This window comes from Herbaspirillum rubrisubalbicans, assembly GCF_003719195.1.
Classification (GTDB): Bacteria; Pseudomonadota; Gammaproteobacteria; order Burkholderiales; family Burkholderiaceae_D; genus Herbaspirillum; species Herbaspirillum rubrisubalbicans.
On the sequence record NZ_CP024996.1, the window covers coordinates 482,602 to 499,333 of the forward strand.

The window sequence follows — 16,732 nt, forward strand, 5'->3', positions numbered from 1 at the left end:
GGCGCTGCTGGGCTGGGCCTGCGCCATCGTGCTGTTCTTCCCCATCTTCTGGGTGGCGGTGACGGCCTTCAAGACCGAGGCCCAGGCCTATACGCCTTCGCTGGTGTTCCTGCCCACGCTGGAGACCTTCCGCGAAGTCTTCAGTCGCAGCAATTACCTGGCCTATGTGCAGAACTCGCTGATCGTCTCGCTCGGCTCGACCCTGCTGTCGCTACTGCTGGCCGTGCCAGCCGCGTATTCGATGGCCTTCTTCCCCACCGGCCGCACGCAGAAGCTGTTGCTGTGGATGCTCTCGACCAAGATGATGCCGGCCGTGGGGGTGCTGATCCCGATCTACCTATTGGCCAAGAACACCGGAATGCTCGACACCGTCACGGGCCTGACCATCATCTATACGCTCATCAACCTGCCCATTGCGGTATGGATGACCTTCACCTACTTCAATGACGTGCCCAAGGAAATCCTGGAAGCGGCGCGCATCGATGGCGCCAATGCCTGGCAGGAAATGATTTACCTGTTGCTGCCCACGGCCATGCCGGGCCTGGCCTCCACCGCCTTGCTGCTGATCATCCTGTCCTGGAACGAAGCCTTCTGGAGCCTGAACCTGACCAGCGTCAATGCGGCGCCGCTGACGGTATTCATCGCTTCTTATTCCAACCCCGAAGGCTTGTTCTGGGCCAAGCTGTCGGCGGCTTCGCTGTTGGCCATTGCGCCCATCATGGCGCTGGGTTGGCTGGCGCAGAAGCAACTGGTGCGCGGCCTGACGTTTGGAGCGGTCAAGTGATGACGGCACGCCAGACGATTACTCATCTGATCTGCGATTGCGACGGCGTCCTGCTCGATAGCGAGAGCATTGCCCTGGCCGTGCTGCATCGTGAACTGCTGGCGTTGCTGCCGGCTTGCAGCAGCGACGATGGCCCGCCGCAAGCGCAGCGCAGCGCCGCTCTGCACGCGGCCATTGCCAATCGGCTGGGCATGTACACCGACCTCCTGCTGGGCGAAGTGGATCTGGAATTCGAACTGGGTCTGGATGCCGCCCAGGTCGAACGCATCCACCAGACGGTGGCACTGGCCTGCGGTGAACAGGCGCAGCCGGTGCCGGGCATCGTCGAGGCCTTGCAGGAAATCCGCCTGCCGCGCGCGGTGGCCAGCAATAGCGATGCGCCGCGCATCGAGGCCGGGCTGCGACGTTGTGGCTTGTATGCGCAATTTGCCGGGCGCATCTATAGCGGCCATGACGTGGCCCATCCCAAGCCGGCGCCGGATGTGTATCTGGCCGCTGCTGCCGGCTTTGGCGTCGATCCGGCGCGTTGCGTAGCGGTCGATGACAGCGTCACCGGCGTGCGCGCAGCGGTGGCCGCGGGGATGTACGTGCTGGGCTTTACCGGCGTGGCGCACGACCGCAAGGCGATGGCGGGCAAGTTGAGGGAGGCGGGTGCGCATCAGGTATTCGAAGAGATGAAGCAATTTCCGCAACTGGTTTGCGAACTGATCTGGCTGCGTTGAGCAAGACGCCGGCGCAACCCCCCAAGAGAACCAACAGAATCTAGGAGACACACATGGCAGCCGTGAGCATCAGGAACCTGGCCAAGCGTTATGACGACAACGAAGTCATGCGCGACATCAATCTGGACATCGAGGATGGCGAATTCGTCGTCTTCGTCGGCCCCTCGGGCTGCGGCAAATCGACCTTGCTGCGCATGATCGCGGGCCTGGAGGAGATCAGCGATGGCGACCTCGACATCGGTGCGCGCCGCATGAACGACGTGCCGGCTTCCAAGCGCGGCGTGGCCATGGTGTTCCAATCCTATGCGTTGTATCCGCACATGAGCCTGTACGACAACATGGCTTTCGGTTTGAAGATCGCCGGCAAGTCCAAGGCCGAGATCGATGCCGCCGTCCAGCACGCGGCCAAGATCCTGCACATCGATCACCTGTTGGACCGCAAGCCGCGTGCACTCTCCGGTGGTCAGCGCCAACGTGTGGCGATCGGTCGTGCCATCACGCGCCAGCCCAGCGTGTTCCTGTTCGACGAACCGCTGTCGAACCTGGATGCGGCGCTGCGGGTGAAGATGCGCCTCGAATTCGCCAAGCTGCATGACGATCTCAAGACCACCATGATCTACGTTACCCACGATCAGATCGAAGCCATGACCCTGGCCGACAAGATCGTGGTGCTTTCCGAGGGGCGCATCGAACAGGTGGGTTCGCCCCAGCAGCTCTATCACCATCCGGCCAATCGTTTCGTGGCCGGGTTCATTGGTTCGCCCAAGATGAACTTCATCGATGGCGCGGTGGCAGCAATACAGGCCAATGGCGTGCAGGTGCAATTGCCCGGTGGCGGTTTGCAATGGGCTGCGGTCGATGGCGGTGCGCTGCAGGTTGGCCAGAAGGTCACGCTGGGAGTGCGTCCCGAGCATCTCAACATCGCCCAGGGGCAGGCCGCATTGCAGGCACGTTGCACGGCGCTGGAATTGCTGGGTGATTTTTCCTACCTGTATGCGGCTTATGAAGGTAGCGAAGACGCGCTGATCCTGCGCGTGCCCGACAGCCTCGATCCGCCGCACGGCAGCGTCTTGCCGCTGGCCGCCGACCCGGCGCGTTGCCATCTGTTCGGCGCCGATGGCCAGGCCTTGCCGCGCCTGGCATCGAGCGTGGCTGCATTGCGCGCCCATTGAATCACTTGACCTCATCACTTCATCGACAAGGACCAGGCATGACCAGCATCGCCACCTCTCACGACCAGGACGCCGCCGACAGCCTGACCTGGCTGCACATCGGCGCCGGTTCCTTCCATCGCGCCCACCAGGCGGTCTACCTGAACGCGCTGCGCGAGAGCGGCGCCGATCGCCGCTGGCAACTGGCGCTGGCCAATATCCGCGCCGACATGAGCCCGCTGCTGGAAGCCCTGGCGCGCCAGCAAGGCCAGTACACGCTGGAAACCGTCACGCCCCAGGGCGAGCGCAGCTACCAGCGCATCGCGTCCATCGGCCGCATCCTGCCGTGGGATGCGCAGCTCACGCAACTGATTGCGGCCGGTGCCGAAGAACGCACCCGCATCATCTCCTTCACCGTGACCGAAGGCGGCTACTACCTCAATCACCACTATCAGCTCGATACCAGCAACCCCGACCTGGCCGATGACTTGCGCTGTGCCCTCGATGGCAGCGGCGCGCCGCGCACCATCTATGGCGCCATCGCCGCGATCCTGCAGGCGCGCAGCCAGGCTCATCCGCAAGCGGCCCTGACGCTGTTGAACTGCGACAACCTGCGCCACAATGGCGAGCGCTTCCGTGATGGCTTGCGCCAGTTCCTGACGTTGCGTGGCCAGACGGAACTGGTGAGCTGGATGCAGGCCAACACCAGCAGCCCCAATGCCATGGTCGACCGCATCACCCCCCGCCCTACATCGGCGGTTGCAGCCCGTGTGAAGGAAAAGACAGGTATCGACGATCCCTGCGCCCTGATGGGCGAGTCGTTCATCCAATGGGTGATCGAAGACGACTTCAAGGCTGGTCGTCCGCGCCTGGAACAGGCCGGTGTGGAAATGGTGCGGTCGGTGCTGCCCTATGAAGAAGCCAAGATCCGCATCCTCAACGCCAGCCATAGCTGCATCGCCTGGGCCGGGACGCTGGCCGGTCTGCACTACATCCACGAAGGCACACTGCGCGATGACATCCACCAGATGGCATATGACTATGTGACACAGGATGTGATCCCTTGCCTTACGCCCAGCCCCATCGATCTGGTGGCCTATCGCGACACCACGCTGGCGCGCTTCTCCAATCCGGCCATTCAGGATACCAACCAGCGCGTGGCCGCCGATGGCTATTCCAAGATCCCCGGCTTCATCCGCCCGACCTTGCAAGAGAGCCTGGCAGCGGGGCGCGATCCCCAGGCCACGGCGCTGCTGCCGGCCTTGTTCCTGGTGTTCCTCGAACGCTGGAATGCGGGGCAGCTTCCCTATGCATACCAGGATGGCATCTTCGATCCCGCCGCGGCGCGTCGCATGTTGGCTTCCAGCGATGTGGTGCAGGCCTTCTGTGAGGATGCCGTGCTGTGGGGCGAGCTGGCCGGCGACGCCCGGTTGGTGGCGCTGGTGCGGACAGCCTACGGGCGTGTGCAGCAGTGGCTGGCGAGGCTGCATTAAGCCTGTCGGGGATGCGCGAGGCAGCATAGAATTGCCGTTCCATAACGAATAACGAACAACGAGGAGCACCATGTATCTTGGGATAGACCTGGGTACGTCGGAGGTCAAGGCGGTGGTCATCGACGACCAGGGCGACTTGCTGGCACTGGCCGGCAGCACGCTCAACGTCACGCGCGCCCATCCGCGCTGGTCCGAGCAGGCCCCGGCCGACTGGTGGCAGGCCACCTGCGATACCGTGGACAAGCTGCGCACCCAGCTCGGCCGCGAGCGCTTCGCCGGCATCCGCGCCATCGGCCTGTCGGGCCAGATGCATGGGGCGGTGCTGCTGGATGAAGACGATGAAGTCCTGCGCCCGGCCATTCTCTGGAGCGATTCGCGCAGCGCCCCCGAATGCGCCGAACTGGACCGACGCGCCCCGCGCCTGCATGGCATCGCCGGCAACCTGGCCATGCCGGGCTTCACTGCGCCCAAGCTGCTGTGGGTGGCGCGCCATGAGCCGCAGCTGTTTGCCCGCATCGCGACCGTGTTGCTGCCCAAGGATTGGTTGCGCCTGAAGATGACCGGCCGCAAGGTCTCCGATCCGTCCGATGCCGCCGGTACCTTGTGGCTGGATGTGGAAGGGCGCAACTGGTCCGATGAATTGCTGGCGGCTTCAGGGATGCGGCGCGAGCAGATGCCGGCGCTGGTCGATGGCAGTGCGGTGTCGGGTACCCTGTTGCCGGACGTGGCCCGGGCCTGGGGGCTGGGGGAGAACGTGATCGTGGCCGGTGGTGCGGGCGACGGTGCGGCCAGCGCGGTCGGCATCGGGGCGGTCAATCCGGGCGATGGCTTTCTGTCTTTGGGCACGTCGGGCGTGCTGTTCGTGGTCAATGACCGCTTCCGTCCCAATCCTGGGCGTGCGATCCACGCGTTCTGTCACACCTTGCCGCAGCGTTGGCACCAGATGAGCGTGATGCTGTCGGCGGCCAGTTGCCTGCGCTGGTTCTGTCGCCTGTGTTCGGTGGATGAAAAGAGCCTGCTGGCCGAGATCGCCGAGCTCGACCACGAAGCGCGCAGCAATGCACCGCTGTTCCTGCCTTACCTGTCCGGCGAGCGCACGCCGCACAATGATCCTTATGCCACCGGCGTGTTCCATGGCCTGACCCCGGAACACCAGCGTGCCGCGCTCGGTTATGCGGTGCTCGAAGGCGTGGCCTTCGGCATGGTCGATGGCCTGGACGCCTTGCGCGCAGCCGGCACCGATGTGGCCGAATTGTCGCTCGTAGGGGGTGGTGCGCGCAGCGCTTATTGGGCACAGTTGCTGGCCGATGCGCTGGCCGTGCGCATTGTGACCCACGTGGGCAGCGAAGCTGGCGGCGCACTCGGCGCGGCGCGTCTGGCCTGGCTGGCCGCTGGGGGCGATGAGGCGCAGGTATGTCGCAAGCCGGCCCGGCAGGCGCAGTACCAGCCGGACCCGACGCGCCATGCGGCCCTGCAGGTGCGCTTGCAGCGCTATCGCGACATCTATGCGCCTTTCGCTCCCTTGCATGGCGAGGAAAGCTGAAGCTTGAAGTTCAGCCGGGCGCGCTTACCTGCGGTTGAACTTGAACACCGAAATCGCCTGCAGCAAGCGCACCGTCTGTTCCTGCAGGCTGCCCGCCGCGCCTGCGGCCTCTTCTACCAGCGAGGCATTCTGCTGGGTGCTGGCATCCATCTGGGTGATGGCTTCATGGACCTGGTTGATGCCGGCGCTTTGCTGCTGGGTGGCTTCCTTGATCTCGCCCATGATGCCCGAGACGCGCTGTACCGATTCGACGATGTCGCGCATGGTGCGGGTGGCTTGCTCGACCTGACGGTTGCCGACTTCGACCTTGGCTACCGAATCATCGATCAGCAGTTTGATCTCCTTGGCCGCTGCCGCCGAGCGCTGGGCCAGCGAACGCACTTCCGAGGCCACCACCGCAAAGCCGCGGCCTTGTTCACCCGCACGCGCCGCTTCCACGGCGGCGTTCAATGCCAGGATGTTGGTCTGGAAGGCGATGCTGTCGATCAGGCTGATGATGTCCACGATCTTGTTGGACGATTGGCTGATCTCGTTCATCGTGGTGCCGGTGCTGGCCACGGCGTCACCGCCACGCATGGCGATGGAGGAGGCGGTGCCGGCGAGGTCATTGGCCTGCACCGCGTGATCGGCGTTCTGGCGCACGGTGGAGGCGAGCTGGTGCATACTCGACGCGGTCTCTTCCAGATTGGCGGCCTGCGCTTCGGTGCGGCGCGACAGGTCCAGGTTGCCGCTGGCGATCTCGCGCGTGGCCAGGGTGATGGTTTCGACGTTGGAGCGCACGTCGCCGATGATGGCGGTCAGGTTCACGTTCATCTGCCGCAGCGAGGCCAGCAGGCGTCCCAGTTCATCATGGCGGCCGCTCTCGATGCGTACCGACAGATCGCCGCCGGTGATGGCGTGCGTGATGTCCAGCGCCTGGTGCAGGGGCTTGATGAGCGCAGCGCGCAGGGCGATCCACTGGACGATGGAAATGAGCGCCGATACCGCCGCCAACGCACTGATCCACCATTGGTGCAGCGTGACCATGCCGGCCACGACCACCGCGATCTGGATGGCCAGCATCACGCCCATGGACAGATTGAGCCGGGTATTCAACTGCATCCGCGACAGCTTGCCCAGCCAGCCGGCCACGCCGGTACGCACCACTTCGCCGCGATGCAGGGCGATGCCCTTGGCCTGACCGCGGCGGATGCTGGCGTAGAGTTTTTCGGCCGCCTCCACCGCCGCGCGCTCGGGCTTGGTACGCACCGACATGTAGCCGACCACCTGGCCGCTTTCGCGGATCGGCGTGACGTTGGCGCGCACCCAGTAGTGGTCGCCGTTCTTGCTGCGGTTCTTGACCAGCCCGGTCCAGGGCAGGCCCGCCTTGATGGTGGCCCACATGTCGCCGAAGGCCTCGGCCGGCATGTCGGGATGGCGGATCAGGTTTTGCGGCGCGCCCAGCAATTCCTCTTCTTCGAAACCACTGATCTCGATGAAGTAGGGATTGACGTAGGTGATATTGCCCTTGAGATCGGTCTTGGAAACGATGGCCTTGCCATCGATGAGCAAGCGCTCCTGGCCCGTGACCGGCATGTTCATGCGCATATCTTTGTACCCCCGTGAAAATAGCCTGGTTGTCCTGGAAAGTCCGGCAGGGGGGCGGGCGTTGCGGTGCGCAGCGTTCGTCTTCTCGGTTCGAACTGTTCAAGCCGTGCGCGCCAGGCAGCGACAGCCTGGCGCAGGTCTTGCCTGAACGATATCAGGCGTCAGACCTTGGATTGTCTCCGAGTGGCGGGCTGTCGGGCCCTCTGCGGGGCTTTCCGAAGATGGTAGTGTAAGTCGGATAGAACGAACAGTACATAACCACCGTCAACATTATCGATATGGGCAACAGGATCAAGAACACTGCCGTGAAACTGCCAGTGGCCAGCGTGATGACCATGCTGATCACGGTGGGCACCACGATGGCAATCACGATCCAGGCCAGGCCATAGACCAGGAAGGCGCCACCGGCGCGGCGCACGGTGAAGAAGCTGTAGAACAGCGCCTTACCCAGCGACATCTGCTGCCACATGATCAGCGGCGCCGCATACCAGAAGGCCATCGCTGCGGGGACGTAGAGCGCTGCGGCCACCAGCATGGCGATGCGCATACTGCCGGCAGCGCTTTCCAGTTCCTGGGTCGATAGGCCGCCGCCCATCATGGCCTTCCAGAAGGTGCCGCCATCGGCCAGTGCCGAGGCCGCCACCACCAGCGTGGCCGCCAGCAGGTACAGCAGGCCCAGCTTCAACAAGGTGTTGCGGGCCGGGCTGCGGAAGGCGATCAGCAGCAGGTTGGGGTAGACCCGTTCGCCCTTTTCGATCTGCGCGCAGGCTTGCATGAACGACATCGAAAACAGCGGAATCAGAATCAGTGGCAGCATCTGGCCGAGTACCGGGATGATGCCCAGGATCAGCATCAGGAACATGTAGGCCAGGAACAGCGTCGAGATTTCGGCCGGCTGCTTGCGAAACAGCGTGAAGCCTTGCTTGACCCAGGACCAGCCGGTAAGTGCGGGGATCTTTTCCATAGCTCCAGTGGTTACAGTGCCGGCGGCGCTTGGTTGATGCGCAGGCGCAGGATGCGTTCAAAATGCGTGGGATCGTGCGGTGTGAGCATTTCGGCCTCACGCGGCAGATAGAAGTCGTACAGGCGCGAGAGCCAGAAGCGCAATGCGGCGGCGCGCAGCATGGGCTGCCAGGCCACGCGTTCGGCGTCCGAGAACGGTCGCACGGCGCGGTAGGCTTCCAGCATGGCCTGGCTGCGGCTGGTGTCGAGTACGCCAGTGTCCAGTTCCACGCACCAGTCGTTGACGGTCACGGCCAGGTCGAAGAGCCAGGTATCGACGCCGGCGAAATAGAAATCGAAGATCCCCGAGAGCTGCTCGCCCACGAACATCGCATTGTTGCGGAACAGGTCGGCGTGCACCGGGCCGCGCGGCAGGGCGCGGTAGTCGCTGGTGGCCGCGAAGTCCTTCTGATATTGCACTTCGTCGGCCAGCAAGCGGCCCAGTTCCGGCGGCAGGAAGGGCAGCACGGCCGGCGTGGTTTCCAGCCACCAGGCCAGGCCGCGCAGGTTGGGTTGCAGGATCTTGAAATCCTTGCCGGCCAGGTGCATCCGCGCCAGCATGTCGCCCAGCGCGGCGCAGTGCACCGGTTGCGGATCGAGCTGGGACTGGCCTTCCAGCTTGCTGACGATGGCCGCCGGCTTGTCGTTCAAGAGATTGACGATGGCGCCTTTGTCATTGGCTACCGGTTCGGGCACCGGGATGCCGCGCTGCGCCAGGTGGCGCATCAGTTCCAGGTAGAACGGCAATTGTTCGATATGAAGCTTTTCGAACAGGGTCAGCACGTATTCACCGCGTTCGGTATCGATGAAGAAGTTGCTGTTTTCGATGCCCGAGGAGATGCCCTTGATCGAGGTGGCGCGGCCGAGCGGGAATTGTTCAATCCAGTCCGAGAGTTGTTCCAGACTGACCGGTGTAAAGACTGCCATGACGAAAATGAAAAGGTGAAGCTTGCTGATGCGCGCTACGGGTCGCTTCGACCGCAGCGCCAGGCCGGGGGCACGCGGCCACCCTGCCTGTTCCTGGACCGGCCGCGCCGGGCGATGACAGAAATTTACTTCTTGGGAGTGTTATCGGTATCACCTTCCTGCGGCTTTTTCACGCCCCAGTCGAATTCACCGACCTTCCACTGCGCCGAGCTCGGTGGCGGGCTTTGGGCGTCGCCCGGGGTGGAACCACCCAGTTGCGGGTTGGGGCGGATGTAGTAGGTGCTGGGGCCGGACTTGACTTCGATTTCCTTGGTCTGGCCGTGGTCGCGGCGTTCCTTGATGCTGTTGCCCTGGTTACGACCGTCTTCGCCAGGCTTGCGGATGGTCACGGCCGGCGGTTCGCCTTCTTCCAGCTTTTCCAGTTCCGGCGGCGGCGGGGCAGGCTGGGCAGCCAGCCCGGGCGGGGCGGGTTGGGCCACGGCCAGCGGAGCGGCCAGACCGGCCGAGACACACAGCAGCGCCGCTGCGAGGGACTGTTGGAACCAGACGTTGGATGGTTTCATGATGTTATGCAGGAATGAGGATAGTGTCGTTTTCTTCATTGTAGCAAACCATCGACATCTGCCCCCTGCGTTTCTTCATGGGAATGGCGATTGTGACAACATTGTCTGCGTATTCACTTCCGTATCCATTGTCCGACTGGTCCTAGCGCAGCAAGGGGATGTGGGTGATAAGCCAGTCGCCCAGCGGCGGAGGCATGGGCATCACTCTGGCAAAATCATCCTGCTCGCCGGCGTCGAAATAGCTGAAGTGGTCGGCCGAGTACTCCAGCATCAGCGGGAAATCGCTGGCCCAGCGGATGGTGAAGTAGCGCACGGCGCGCCAGCGGCCGTGTTCATCGTAGATGCGCAGGCGGATCTGCTCGTGGCGGCTGGCATCGCTGCCGGCGCCGCACAGTTCGATGTGGAACTGTTGACCGCGGTATTGGCGCTCGCCTCCATTGAGCTGGCGGGTGTACATGTCGCACTGGTGGTAGCTCGGCGTCAAGGCCGACACCAGCAGGATGGCCAGGCCATAGCTCATCAGCAGCATATAGAGCACGGTCATGGTCTGATAGGCCGCCTGCCAGGACGGCTTGGCCAAGGCGATGATGCGGTCGAGGGCGTGATAGAACAGCCCCAACGCGCCCCCCATGATGGCCGCCGTGACCCAGTAGATGGCTGCGCGATGCTCGTGCAGCGCCGCTTTCCAATGCGCCATGCTCCATTCAGAAAGCCAAGCGTACGACAGCACCAGCATGGCTGCTGCCAGCACCAGCGGAACCAGGCTCAGGAACAGCACGGCGTAGAGCGTACCCAGAAGGAGTTGCGTGAAATAGGCGCGGGAGACTGGCATGGCGACGCAAGGGATGCGATGAATGCTTCATGTAATTGCATCGCATGATGAAGTTGTGCGCGCTTATTTCAAATCGTACGTTGGTGAGGGAAGTGAACTTTTTTACACTTACCGCTGGCAGTTGGGGAAGGCACTTTAAGTCAGTCAATCCAGTAGCGGGATTCTAGCCCTCAGCCAATCAAGCAAGCTTGGTGGCATATGTAAGGTCTTGATAGGGCCTTCGCTACTGAGATCGAATGGCTGATGCCATCGGTGTCGAAGACTCGCAGCCTGATCGGGTCATGATTGCCTCAATCATTCGGACCTGCGCCGCAAATCTCGATTCGATAGCGCTGGTTCTTGAATTGGTTGAGGTCGCCGTTGAGCTTTTGCGGGTAGTCATCACAGTTTTTGCAGATAGGGCATCCAAAACAACAAGGGCGGAACGCTTTCACGTCCCGCCCTCGCCAGCGTCCTGCCCAAGCGCAGCAGCTTACAGATACATCCCGCTTTGCCGTTCCGCCTCCTGCTGGGTATCTGCCGGCTTGGCCTTCTCGGCGTGGAATTTCTGGATCGCCGCCAGCACTTCCGCAGGTTCATCGATCACCTGCAGCAGGTTCACGTCCTTGGGCGAGATCATGCCGTCGTCCACCAGGCGGGTCTTGATCCAGTCCACCAGGCCGGCCCAGAACTGGCTGCCCACCAGGATCACCGGCATCATGCGCGACTTGCCCGTCTGCATGAGGGTCAGCGCTTCGGTCAGCTCATCGAGCGTGCCGAAGCCGCCCGGCAGCACCACGTAGGCATCCGCGTATTTCACGAACGCCACCTTGCGCGCGAAGAAATGACGGAACGACAGCGAGATGTCCTGCCAGGCATTGCCATGCTGTTCGTGCGGCAGTTCGATGTTCAGGCCCACCGAAGGGGATGCGCCTTCGTAGGCGCCCTTGTTGGCCGCTTCCATGATGCCAGGGCCGCCACCGGAGATGACGGCGTAGCCAGCGTCGGAGATCAGGCGGGCGATCTCCACGCACAGTTGATAATGGGGGGTGTCGGGCTTGATCCGGGCAGAACCGAAGATGGAAACGGCAGGACGCAGCTCAGAGAGACGTTCGGTCGATTCGATGAATTCTGCCATAATCGTGAGTACATGCCACGACTCGCGCGCCTTCTTGGCCGTCGCGCGTTCGATGTCCCCCACCTCCCGCAGACGCGGGACATTTTTTCCTCTCTGTTCCATATGCAAAAAACCTTGTTGTTAGTTGATGGTTCCAGTTACCTCTATCGGGCCTTCCATGCACTGCCCGATATGCGTAACGCGGAAGGCGCGCCCACCGGTGCGTTGTACGGCATCATCAATATGCTGCGCCGACTGCGCAACGATTATCCCGCAAGTTACGTGGCCTGTGTGTTCGATGCCAAGGGCAAGACTTTTCGTGATGATCTCTATCCCGACTACAAGGCCACCCGCAAATCCATGCCGGAAGACCTGGCATTGCAGATCGAGCCCATCCATGCCGCCGTGCGCGCGCTGGGCTGGCCGATCCTGATGGTCGAGGGCATCGAAGCCGATGACGTCATCGGTACGCTCTCGGTACAAGCCACCAGCGCGGGCCTGGACACCATCGTCTCTACCGGCGACAAGGACATGGCGCAACTGGTCAACGAACACGTTACCTTGGTCAACACCATGAGCAATGAAGTTCTCGACATTGCCGGCGTGACCGCAAAATTCGGCGTGCCGCCCGAGCGCATCGTTGATTACCTGAGTTTGATCGGCGACACCGTGGACAACGTGCCCGGCGTGGAAAAGTGCGGCCCCAAGACCGCCGTGAAGTGGCTCACCGCCTATGGCTCGCTCGATGGCGTCATGGCCAATGCCGACAAGATCACTGGCGTGGTCGGCGAGAACTTGCGCCGTGCGCTGGACTGGTTGCCGCAAGGCCGCGTGCTGGTGACGGTCAAGACCGATTGCGATCTGTCTGAGCACATGAAGTCCATCCTCGAATCGCTGACCATGCAGCCGCAGGATAAGGAAGTGCTCAAGGAACTCTTCACCCGCTACAACTTCCGCACCTGGCTGCGTGAGTTGAGCGAAGGCGCAGACGCCGCCGCAGGCGCCAAGGCTCCCATGGTGGGCGCAGCGGCCGCCGCCGCGCTGGAAACCCCGGCCCAAGGCGGCCTCTTTGCCGCCGCGCCCAAGGTCGAGTACGAGACCGTGCTCACCGATGCGCAACTGGACCAGTGGATTGCTGCCATCAACGCTGCTGAACTCACCGCGGTCGATACCGAGACCACCTCGCTGGAAGCGATGCAGGCCGAGCTGGTCGGTATCTCGCTATGCTGCGAACCGGGCCGTGCGGCCTATATCCCGGTGGCGCACAACTACCAGGACGCACCGGCGCAATTGTCGCGCGCGCACGTGCTGGACAAGCTCAAGCCCTGGCTGGAAGACGCCAGCAAGCCCAAGCTCGGCCAGCACCTGAAATACGACAGCCACATCTTCGCCAACTATGGCGTGCGGCTGGCCGGGGTGAAGCACGATACGCTGCTGGAATCCTACGTGTTTGAATCGCACCGTCCGCATGACATGGACAGCCTGGCCGCGCGCCATCTGGAGCGCAAGACCATCACCTATGCCGAAGTCTGCGGCAAGGGCGCCTCCCAGATCGGTTTCAATGAAGTGCCCATCGAGCGCGCCACCGAATACGCCGCTGAAGATGCGGAAGTCACGCTGGCCCTGCACCACGCCATGTGGCCGCAGATCGAGCATGACGACAAGCTGCGCTTCATCTACGAGAAGATCGAAGTGCCGACCTCGGTGGTGCTGCAAAAGATCGAGCGCAACGGCGTGCTCATCGACAGTGAACGCCTGGGCCAGCAATCGCACGACCTGGGCAAACGAATGCTGGAGATCGAACAGCAAGCCTATGACCTGGCCGGCCAGCCCTTCAACCTGAATTCGCCCAAGCAGTTGGGTGAGATATTGTTTGGCAAACTGGAGCTGCCGGTGGTCAAGAAGACCGCCTCGGGCGCGCCGTCTACCGATGAAGAAGTGCTGCAGAAACTGGCCGAGGATTACCCGCTGCCCAAGGTGCTGCTGGACTATCGCGGCCTGTCCAAGCTCAAGTCCACCTATACCGACAAGCTGCCCAAGATGATCAACCCGGCCACCGGCCGCGTGCATACCAACTATGCACAGGCGGTGGCGGTCACCGGCCGGCTGGCTTCCAATGATCCCAACCTGCAGAACATCCCCATTCGCACCGCCGAGGGTCGTCGCATCCGCGAAGCCTTCGTCGCACCCGAAGGCAGCGTGATCGTCTCGGCCGACTATTCGCAGATCGAATTGCGCATCATGGCGCACATCTCGGAAGACGAAAACATGTTGAAGGCCTTCGCCAACAACGAAGACATCCACAAGGCCACCGCTGCCGAGATCTTCGGCATCGCGCCCGAGCAGGTCGAGTCCGAGCAGCGTCGCTATGCCAAGGTCATCAACTTCGGCCTGATCTATGGCATGAGCGCCTTTGGCCTGGCCGGCAACCTGGGCATCGAACGCGCGGCCGCGCAGATGTATATCGACAAGTACTTCATGCGCTTCTCGGGCGTGAAGCGCTACATGGATGAAACCCGGATGCAGGCCAAGGCGCGCGGCTACGTGGAAACCGTGTTCGGCCGTCGCCTGTGGCTGCCCGAGATCAATTCACCCAATGGCCCACGTCGCCAGGGCGCCGAACGGGCCGCGATCAATGCACCGATGCAGGGCACCGCCGCCGATCTGATCAAGCTGGCCATGATCGCCGTGCAGGGCTGGCTGGAACAGGCCGGTCTGCAGACGCGCATGATCATGCAGGTGCACGATGAACTGGTGTTGGAAGTTCCACAACAGGAGCTGGACCTGGTGCGTGAAAAGCTGCCTGAATTGATGAAAAATGTTGCGGAACTGAAAGTTCCCTTGCTTGCCGAGGTCGGAATCGGTAAGAATTGGGACCAAGCGCATTAATCTTCACCACCCTGCCATGGGACGCGGCATTGCGCCGTGCTCCTTGCAGGGAGCTGAACAATAATGCAAGCTACAACGTACTTACAGAACGATAAAAAGCATACCGGCGTCGCAACCGCAGACAGACCAAGACGGGATGACGCCACAACAGGGACAAGACCTGGTTCGGGTAACCGAGGCCGGGGCAAGCCGTAGGGGACACGCATTATCCGCACTATGTCATGGCACACCGATGTGCGCCGTGGCGCCGCTCATGTCCCTGCTTGCCCCCGCCTCCGATGACTACTTGGGAGGAGACGCGATGAAGTCAGCAATGAAAGTGGGCACCCGCCTGGGGCTCGGGTTTGCGTGGGTGGTCTTGCTGCTGGTGCTGGTGACCGGCTTCGGTATCTTCAACATGCACCAGGTACAGGGGCGCTTCAAGCACGTGGTCGAGGTCAAGAATCCCGAGAGCGCCCTGGTCAAGGACATGCTGGAGACGGTCGGCGAGCGCTCCATCTCGCTGCGTAACCTGATGCTGCCGGCCGCGCCCGAAGACGTCGATATCGAGGCGCAATACATCGAAGCCCAGACCCTCAAATACCGGATGTCGGCGCAAAAGCTGCAGCAGCTCTTCAGTGAGTCGGCTGACACCAGTGAAGAAGAAAAGGCGGCCTTGCCCAAGATCCAGGACCGGGCCGCCACGGCGGAAAAGCTCATCAGCGAAGCGGTGGAATTCGGCAAGCGTCGCGAGGCCTATGAACTGGCGCAATTCCTGAAGGAGCAATACCTGCCGGTGCAGAAGGCCTGGCAGGTGGAGTTGAAAGCCCTGGCCGCGCTGGAAGACAAGCTCAACCTGGAAGCCGCCGAAAGCAGCGCCGCCGCCTATGGCCGGGCGCGCCTGCTGATGCTGCTCATCAGCGCCATCGGGGTGGTTACGGCGGTCCTGGCGGCGATTCTGATTACGCGCCAGATCTTGCGCAAGTTGGGTGGCGAACCCGATTACGCGGTGCAGATCGCCGGCCAGATTGCCGAGGGCGACCTGGCCGTGGTGATCGATACCCGGGCCGGCGACAACGATAGCCTGATGGCCGCCATGCGCGTCATGCGCGACAAGCTGGCCGCCATCGTCTCTGAAGTGCGGCGTGGTTCGGACACCATCACTACCGCCTCCAGCGAAATCGCGCGCGGTAACCTCGATCTGTCGGCCCGCACCGAGCAGCAGGCCGGCGCGCTGGAAGAAACCGCCTCCTCGATGGAGCAATTGAATTCCACCGTCAAGCAGAATGCCGAAAACGCCCACCAGGCCAACGACCTGGCGCTGGCGGCGTCGGACGTGGCGGTGCAGGGCGGCAGCATCGTCTCGCAGGTGGTGGCGACCATGGAGTCCATCAATGCCTCCTCGCAGAAGGTGGCCGATATCGTCAGCGTGATCGATGGCATCGCCTTCCAGACCAATATCCTCGCGCTCAATGCGGCGGTGGAAGCGGCGCGTGCCGGCGAGCAGGGACGCGGCTTTGCGGTGGTGGCGTCCGAAGTGCGTTCGCTGGCGCAGCGCTCGGCCTCGGCCGCCAAGGAAATCAAGGTGCTCATCGGCGACTCGGTAGGCAAGGTCGAAAACGGCAGCAAGCTGGTCGAGCAAGCCGGCAGCACCATGACCGAGATCGTCACCAGCATCCGCCGCGTCACCGACGTGATGACCGAGATCACCCACGCCAACCGCGAGCAGAGCAGCGGCATCGAACAGGTCAACGAGGCCATCATCCAGATCGACGACATGACCCAGCAGAACGCCGCCCTGGTCGAACAGGCAGCGGCCGCGGCCCGCCAGCTGCAGGAGCAGGCGGCCGGATTGCAGCAACTGGTGAGCGTGTTCCGCATCGATGCGGCACAGGCGCGCGTGACTTCGTCCACTTCTGCATCTTATGCACAACCGGCTTCGGCTGAGCGCGTCGTCGACGTCACGCCCGGTGCGCCGGAGCTGCCGGGCGCCAATGCGGCACTGGCGGTGCAGGGATGAAGCAGGGTCAAAACCTGGTCAAGCCGCGCTCAACACGTTCTGCCGATTGTGGTTAGACTCCGGCAGGGGATGAAGCCGGAGTGCGAAAAATGCCAGCTTGTCCGGTGCCATGAAAGCGGTCTGCAAGGACCGCTTTTTCATGTT

The 16,732-nt window shown here is 62.7% G+C and carries 12 protein-coding genes and 1 pseudogene; 7 read left to right on the forward strand and 6 right to left on the reverse strand.

The window, feature by feature from the left end; translation table 11 throughout:
• Positions 1-4: 4 nt before the first annotated feature.
• The 5 genes and pseudogenes from RC54_RS02160 to xylB all read left to right on the forward strand — a co-directional run.
• Positions 5-784: pseudogene (locus RC54_RS02160) on the forward strand (carbohydrate ABC transporter permease); the annotation flags it as partial.
• Complete coding sequence (locus tag RC54_RS02165) at positions 784-1,506, forward strand: HAD family hydrolase (RefSeq protein WP_058894087.1); 723 nt, start codon at positions 784-786, stop codon at positions 1,504-1,506. The pseudogene RC54_RS02160 and the gene RC54_RS02165, both read left to right, overlap by 1 nt.
• Positions 1,507-1,559: 53 nt before the next feature.
• The gene (locus RC54_RS02170) at positions 1,560-2,678 is read left to right on the forward strand and encodes an ABC transporter ATP-binding protein (protein ID WP_061790609.1); all 1,119 of its coding nucleotides are present in this window, start codon (positions 1,560-1,562) and stop codon (positions 2,676-2,678) included.
• Between the two features lie 38 nt (positions 2,679-2,716).
• Positions 2,717-4,150, forward strand: coding sequence for a D-arabinitol 4-dehydrogenase (gene dalD, locus RC54_RS02175; RefSeq protein ID WP_061790610.1), 1,434 nt, complete (start codon positions 2,717-2,719; stop codon positions 4,148-4,150).
• Positions 4,151-4,220: 70 nt separating this feature from the next.
• Positions 4,221-5,693 (forward strand): xylulokinase, encoded by a 1,473-nt coding sequence (gene xylB, locus RC54_RS02180; RefSeq protein ID WP_058894090.1) that lies wholly within the window; start codon positions 4,221-4,223, stop codon positions 5,691-5,693.
• Positions 5,694-5,717: 24 nt separating this feature from the next.
• Here the strand turns inward: xylB and RC54_RS02185 are convergent, their stop codons facing one another.
• From RC54_RS02185 to RC54_RS02210, 6 genes are all read right to left on the reverse strand, one after another.
• Positions 5,718-7,280, reverse strand: a complete 1,563-nt coding sequence (locus RC54_RS02185) for a methyl-accepting chemotaxis protein (protein ID WP_017454285.1) — start codon at positions 7,278-7,280, stop codon at positions 5,718-5,720.
• Positions 7,281-7,434: 154 nt separating this feature from the next.
• The gene (locus RC54_RS02190) at positions 7,435-8,244 is read right to left on the reverse strand and encodes a BPSS1780 family membrane protein (RefSeq protein WP_061790611.1); all 810 of its coding nucleotides are present in this window, start codon (positions 8,242-8,244) and stop codon (positions 7,435-7,437) included.
• An 11-nt stretch (positions 8,245-8,255) separates the two neighbouring features.
• Positions 8,256-9,209: a homoserine kinase gene (locus tag RC54_RS02195; RefSeq protein ID WP_058897460.1), complete on the reverse strand. Its 954-nt coding sequence runs from the start codon at positions 9,207-9,209 to the stop codon at positions 8,256-8,258.
• 125 nt (positions 9,210-9,334) lie between these two features.
• The gene (locus RC54_RS02200; RefSeq protein WP_058894092.1) at positions 9,335-9,772 is read right to left on the reverse strand and encodes a hypothetical protein; all 438 of its coding nucleotides are present in this window, start codon (positions 9,770-9,772) and stop codon (positions 9,335-9,337) included.
• A 142-nt stretch (positions 9,773-9,914) separates the two neighbouring features.
• Positions 9,915-10,604 carry a hypothetical protein gene (locus RC54_RS02205; protein WP_058894093.1) on the reverse strand — a complete coding sequence of 230 codons (690 nt, stop codon included), beginning with the start codon at positions 10,602-10,604 and terminating at the stop codon, positions 9,915-9,917.
• A 472-nt stretch (positions 10,605-11,076) separates the two neighbouring features.
• The gene (locus RC54_RS02210; protein WP_061790612.1) at positions 11,077-11,823 is read right to left on the reverse strand and encodes an LOG family protein; all 747 of its coding nucleotides are present in this window, start codon (positions 11,821-11,823) and stop codon (positions 11,077-11,079) included.
• On the opposite strand from RC54_RS02210, the gene polA reads away from it, so the two are divergent.
• Positions 11,824-14,589 (forward strand): DNA polymerase I, encoded by a 2,766-nt coding sequence (polA, locus tag RC54_RS02215; RefSeq protein WP_061790613.1) that lies wholly within the window; start codon positions 11,824-11,826, stop codon positions 14,587-14,589.
• A gap of 301 nt (positions 14,590-14,890) precedes the next feature.
• Positions 14,891-16,588: a methyl-accepting chemotaxis protein gene (locus RC54_RS02220; RefSeq protein ID WP_061790614.1), complete on the forward strand. Its 1,698-nt coding sequence runs from the start codon at positions 14,891-14,893 to the stop codon at positions 16,586-16,588.
• Positions 16,589-16,732 lie beyond the last annotated feature (144 nt).

Excerpts from the sequence above, each read along its gene's own strand:
- RC54_RS02220 (WP_061790614.1), top strand. The coding sequence starts at position 14,891 with ATGAAGTCAGCAATGAAAGTGGGCACCCGCCTGGGGCTCGGGTTTGCG.
- RC54_RS02195 (WP_058897460.1), bottom strand. The coding sequence starts at position 9,209 with ATGGCAGTCTTTACACCGGTCAGTCTGGAACAACTCTCGGACTGGATT.
- RC54_RS02205 (WP_058894093.1), bottom strand. The coding sequence starts at position 10,604 with ATGCCAGTCTCCCGCGCCTATTTCACGCAACTCCTTCTGGGTACGCTC.
- dalD (WP_061790610.1), top strand. The coding sequence starts at position 2,717 with ATGACCAGCATCGCCACCTCTCACGACCAGGACGCCGCCGACAGCCTG.
- RC54_RS02170 (WP_061790609.1), top strand. The coding sequence starts at position 1,560 with ATGGCAGCCGTGAGCATCAGGAACCTGGCCAAGCGTTATGACGACAAC.
- RC54_RS02210 (WP_061790612.1), bottom strand. The coding sequence starts at position 11,823 with ATGGAACAGAGAGGAAAAAATGTCCCGCGTCTGCGGGAGGTGGGGGAC.
- RC54_RS02190 (WP_061790611.1), bottom strand. The coding sequence starts at position 8,244 with ATGGAAAAGATCCCCGCACTTACCGGCTGGTCCTGGGTCAAGCAAGGC.
- RC54_RS02185 (WP_017454285.1), bottom strand. The coding sequence starts at position 7,280 with ATGCGCATGAACATGCCGGTCACGGGCCAGGAGCGCTTGCTCATCGAT.
- RC54_RS02200 (WP_058894092.1), bottom strand. The coding sequence starts at position 9,772 with ATGAAACCATCCAACGTCTGGTTCCAACAGTCCCTCGCAGCGGCGCTG.
- polA (WP_061790613.1), top strand. The coding sequence starts at position 11,824 with ATGCAAAAAACCTTGTTGTTAGTTGATGGTTCCAGTTACCTCTATCGG.
- xylB (WP_058894090.1), top strand. The coding sequence starts at position 4,221 with ATGTATCTTGGGATAGACCTGGGTACGTCGGAGGTCAAGGCGGTGGTC.
- RC54_RS02165 (WP_058894087.1), top strand. The coding sequence starts at position 784 with ATGACGGCACGCCAGACGATTACTCATCTGATCTGCGATTGCGACGGC.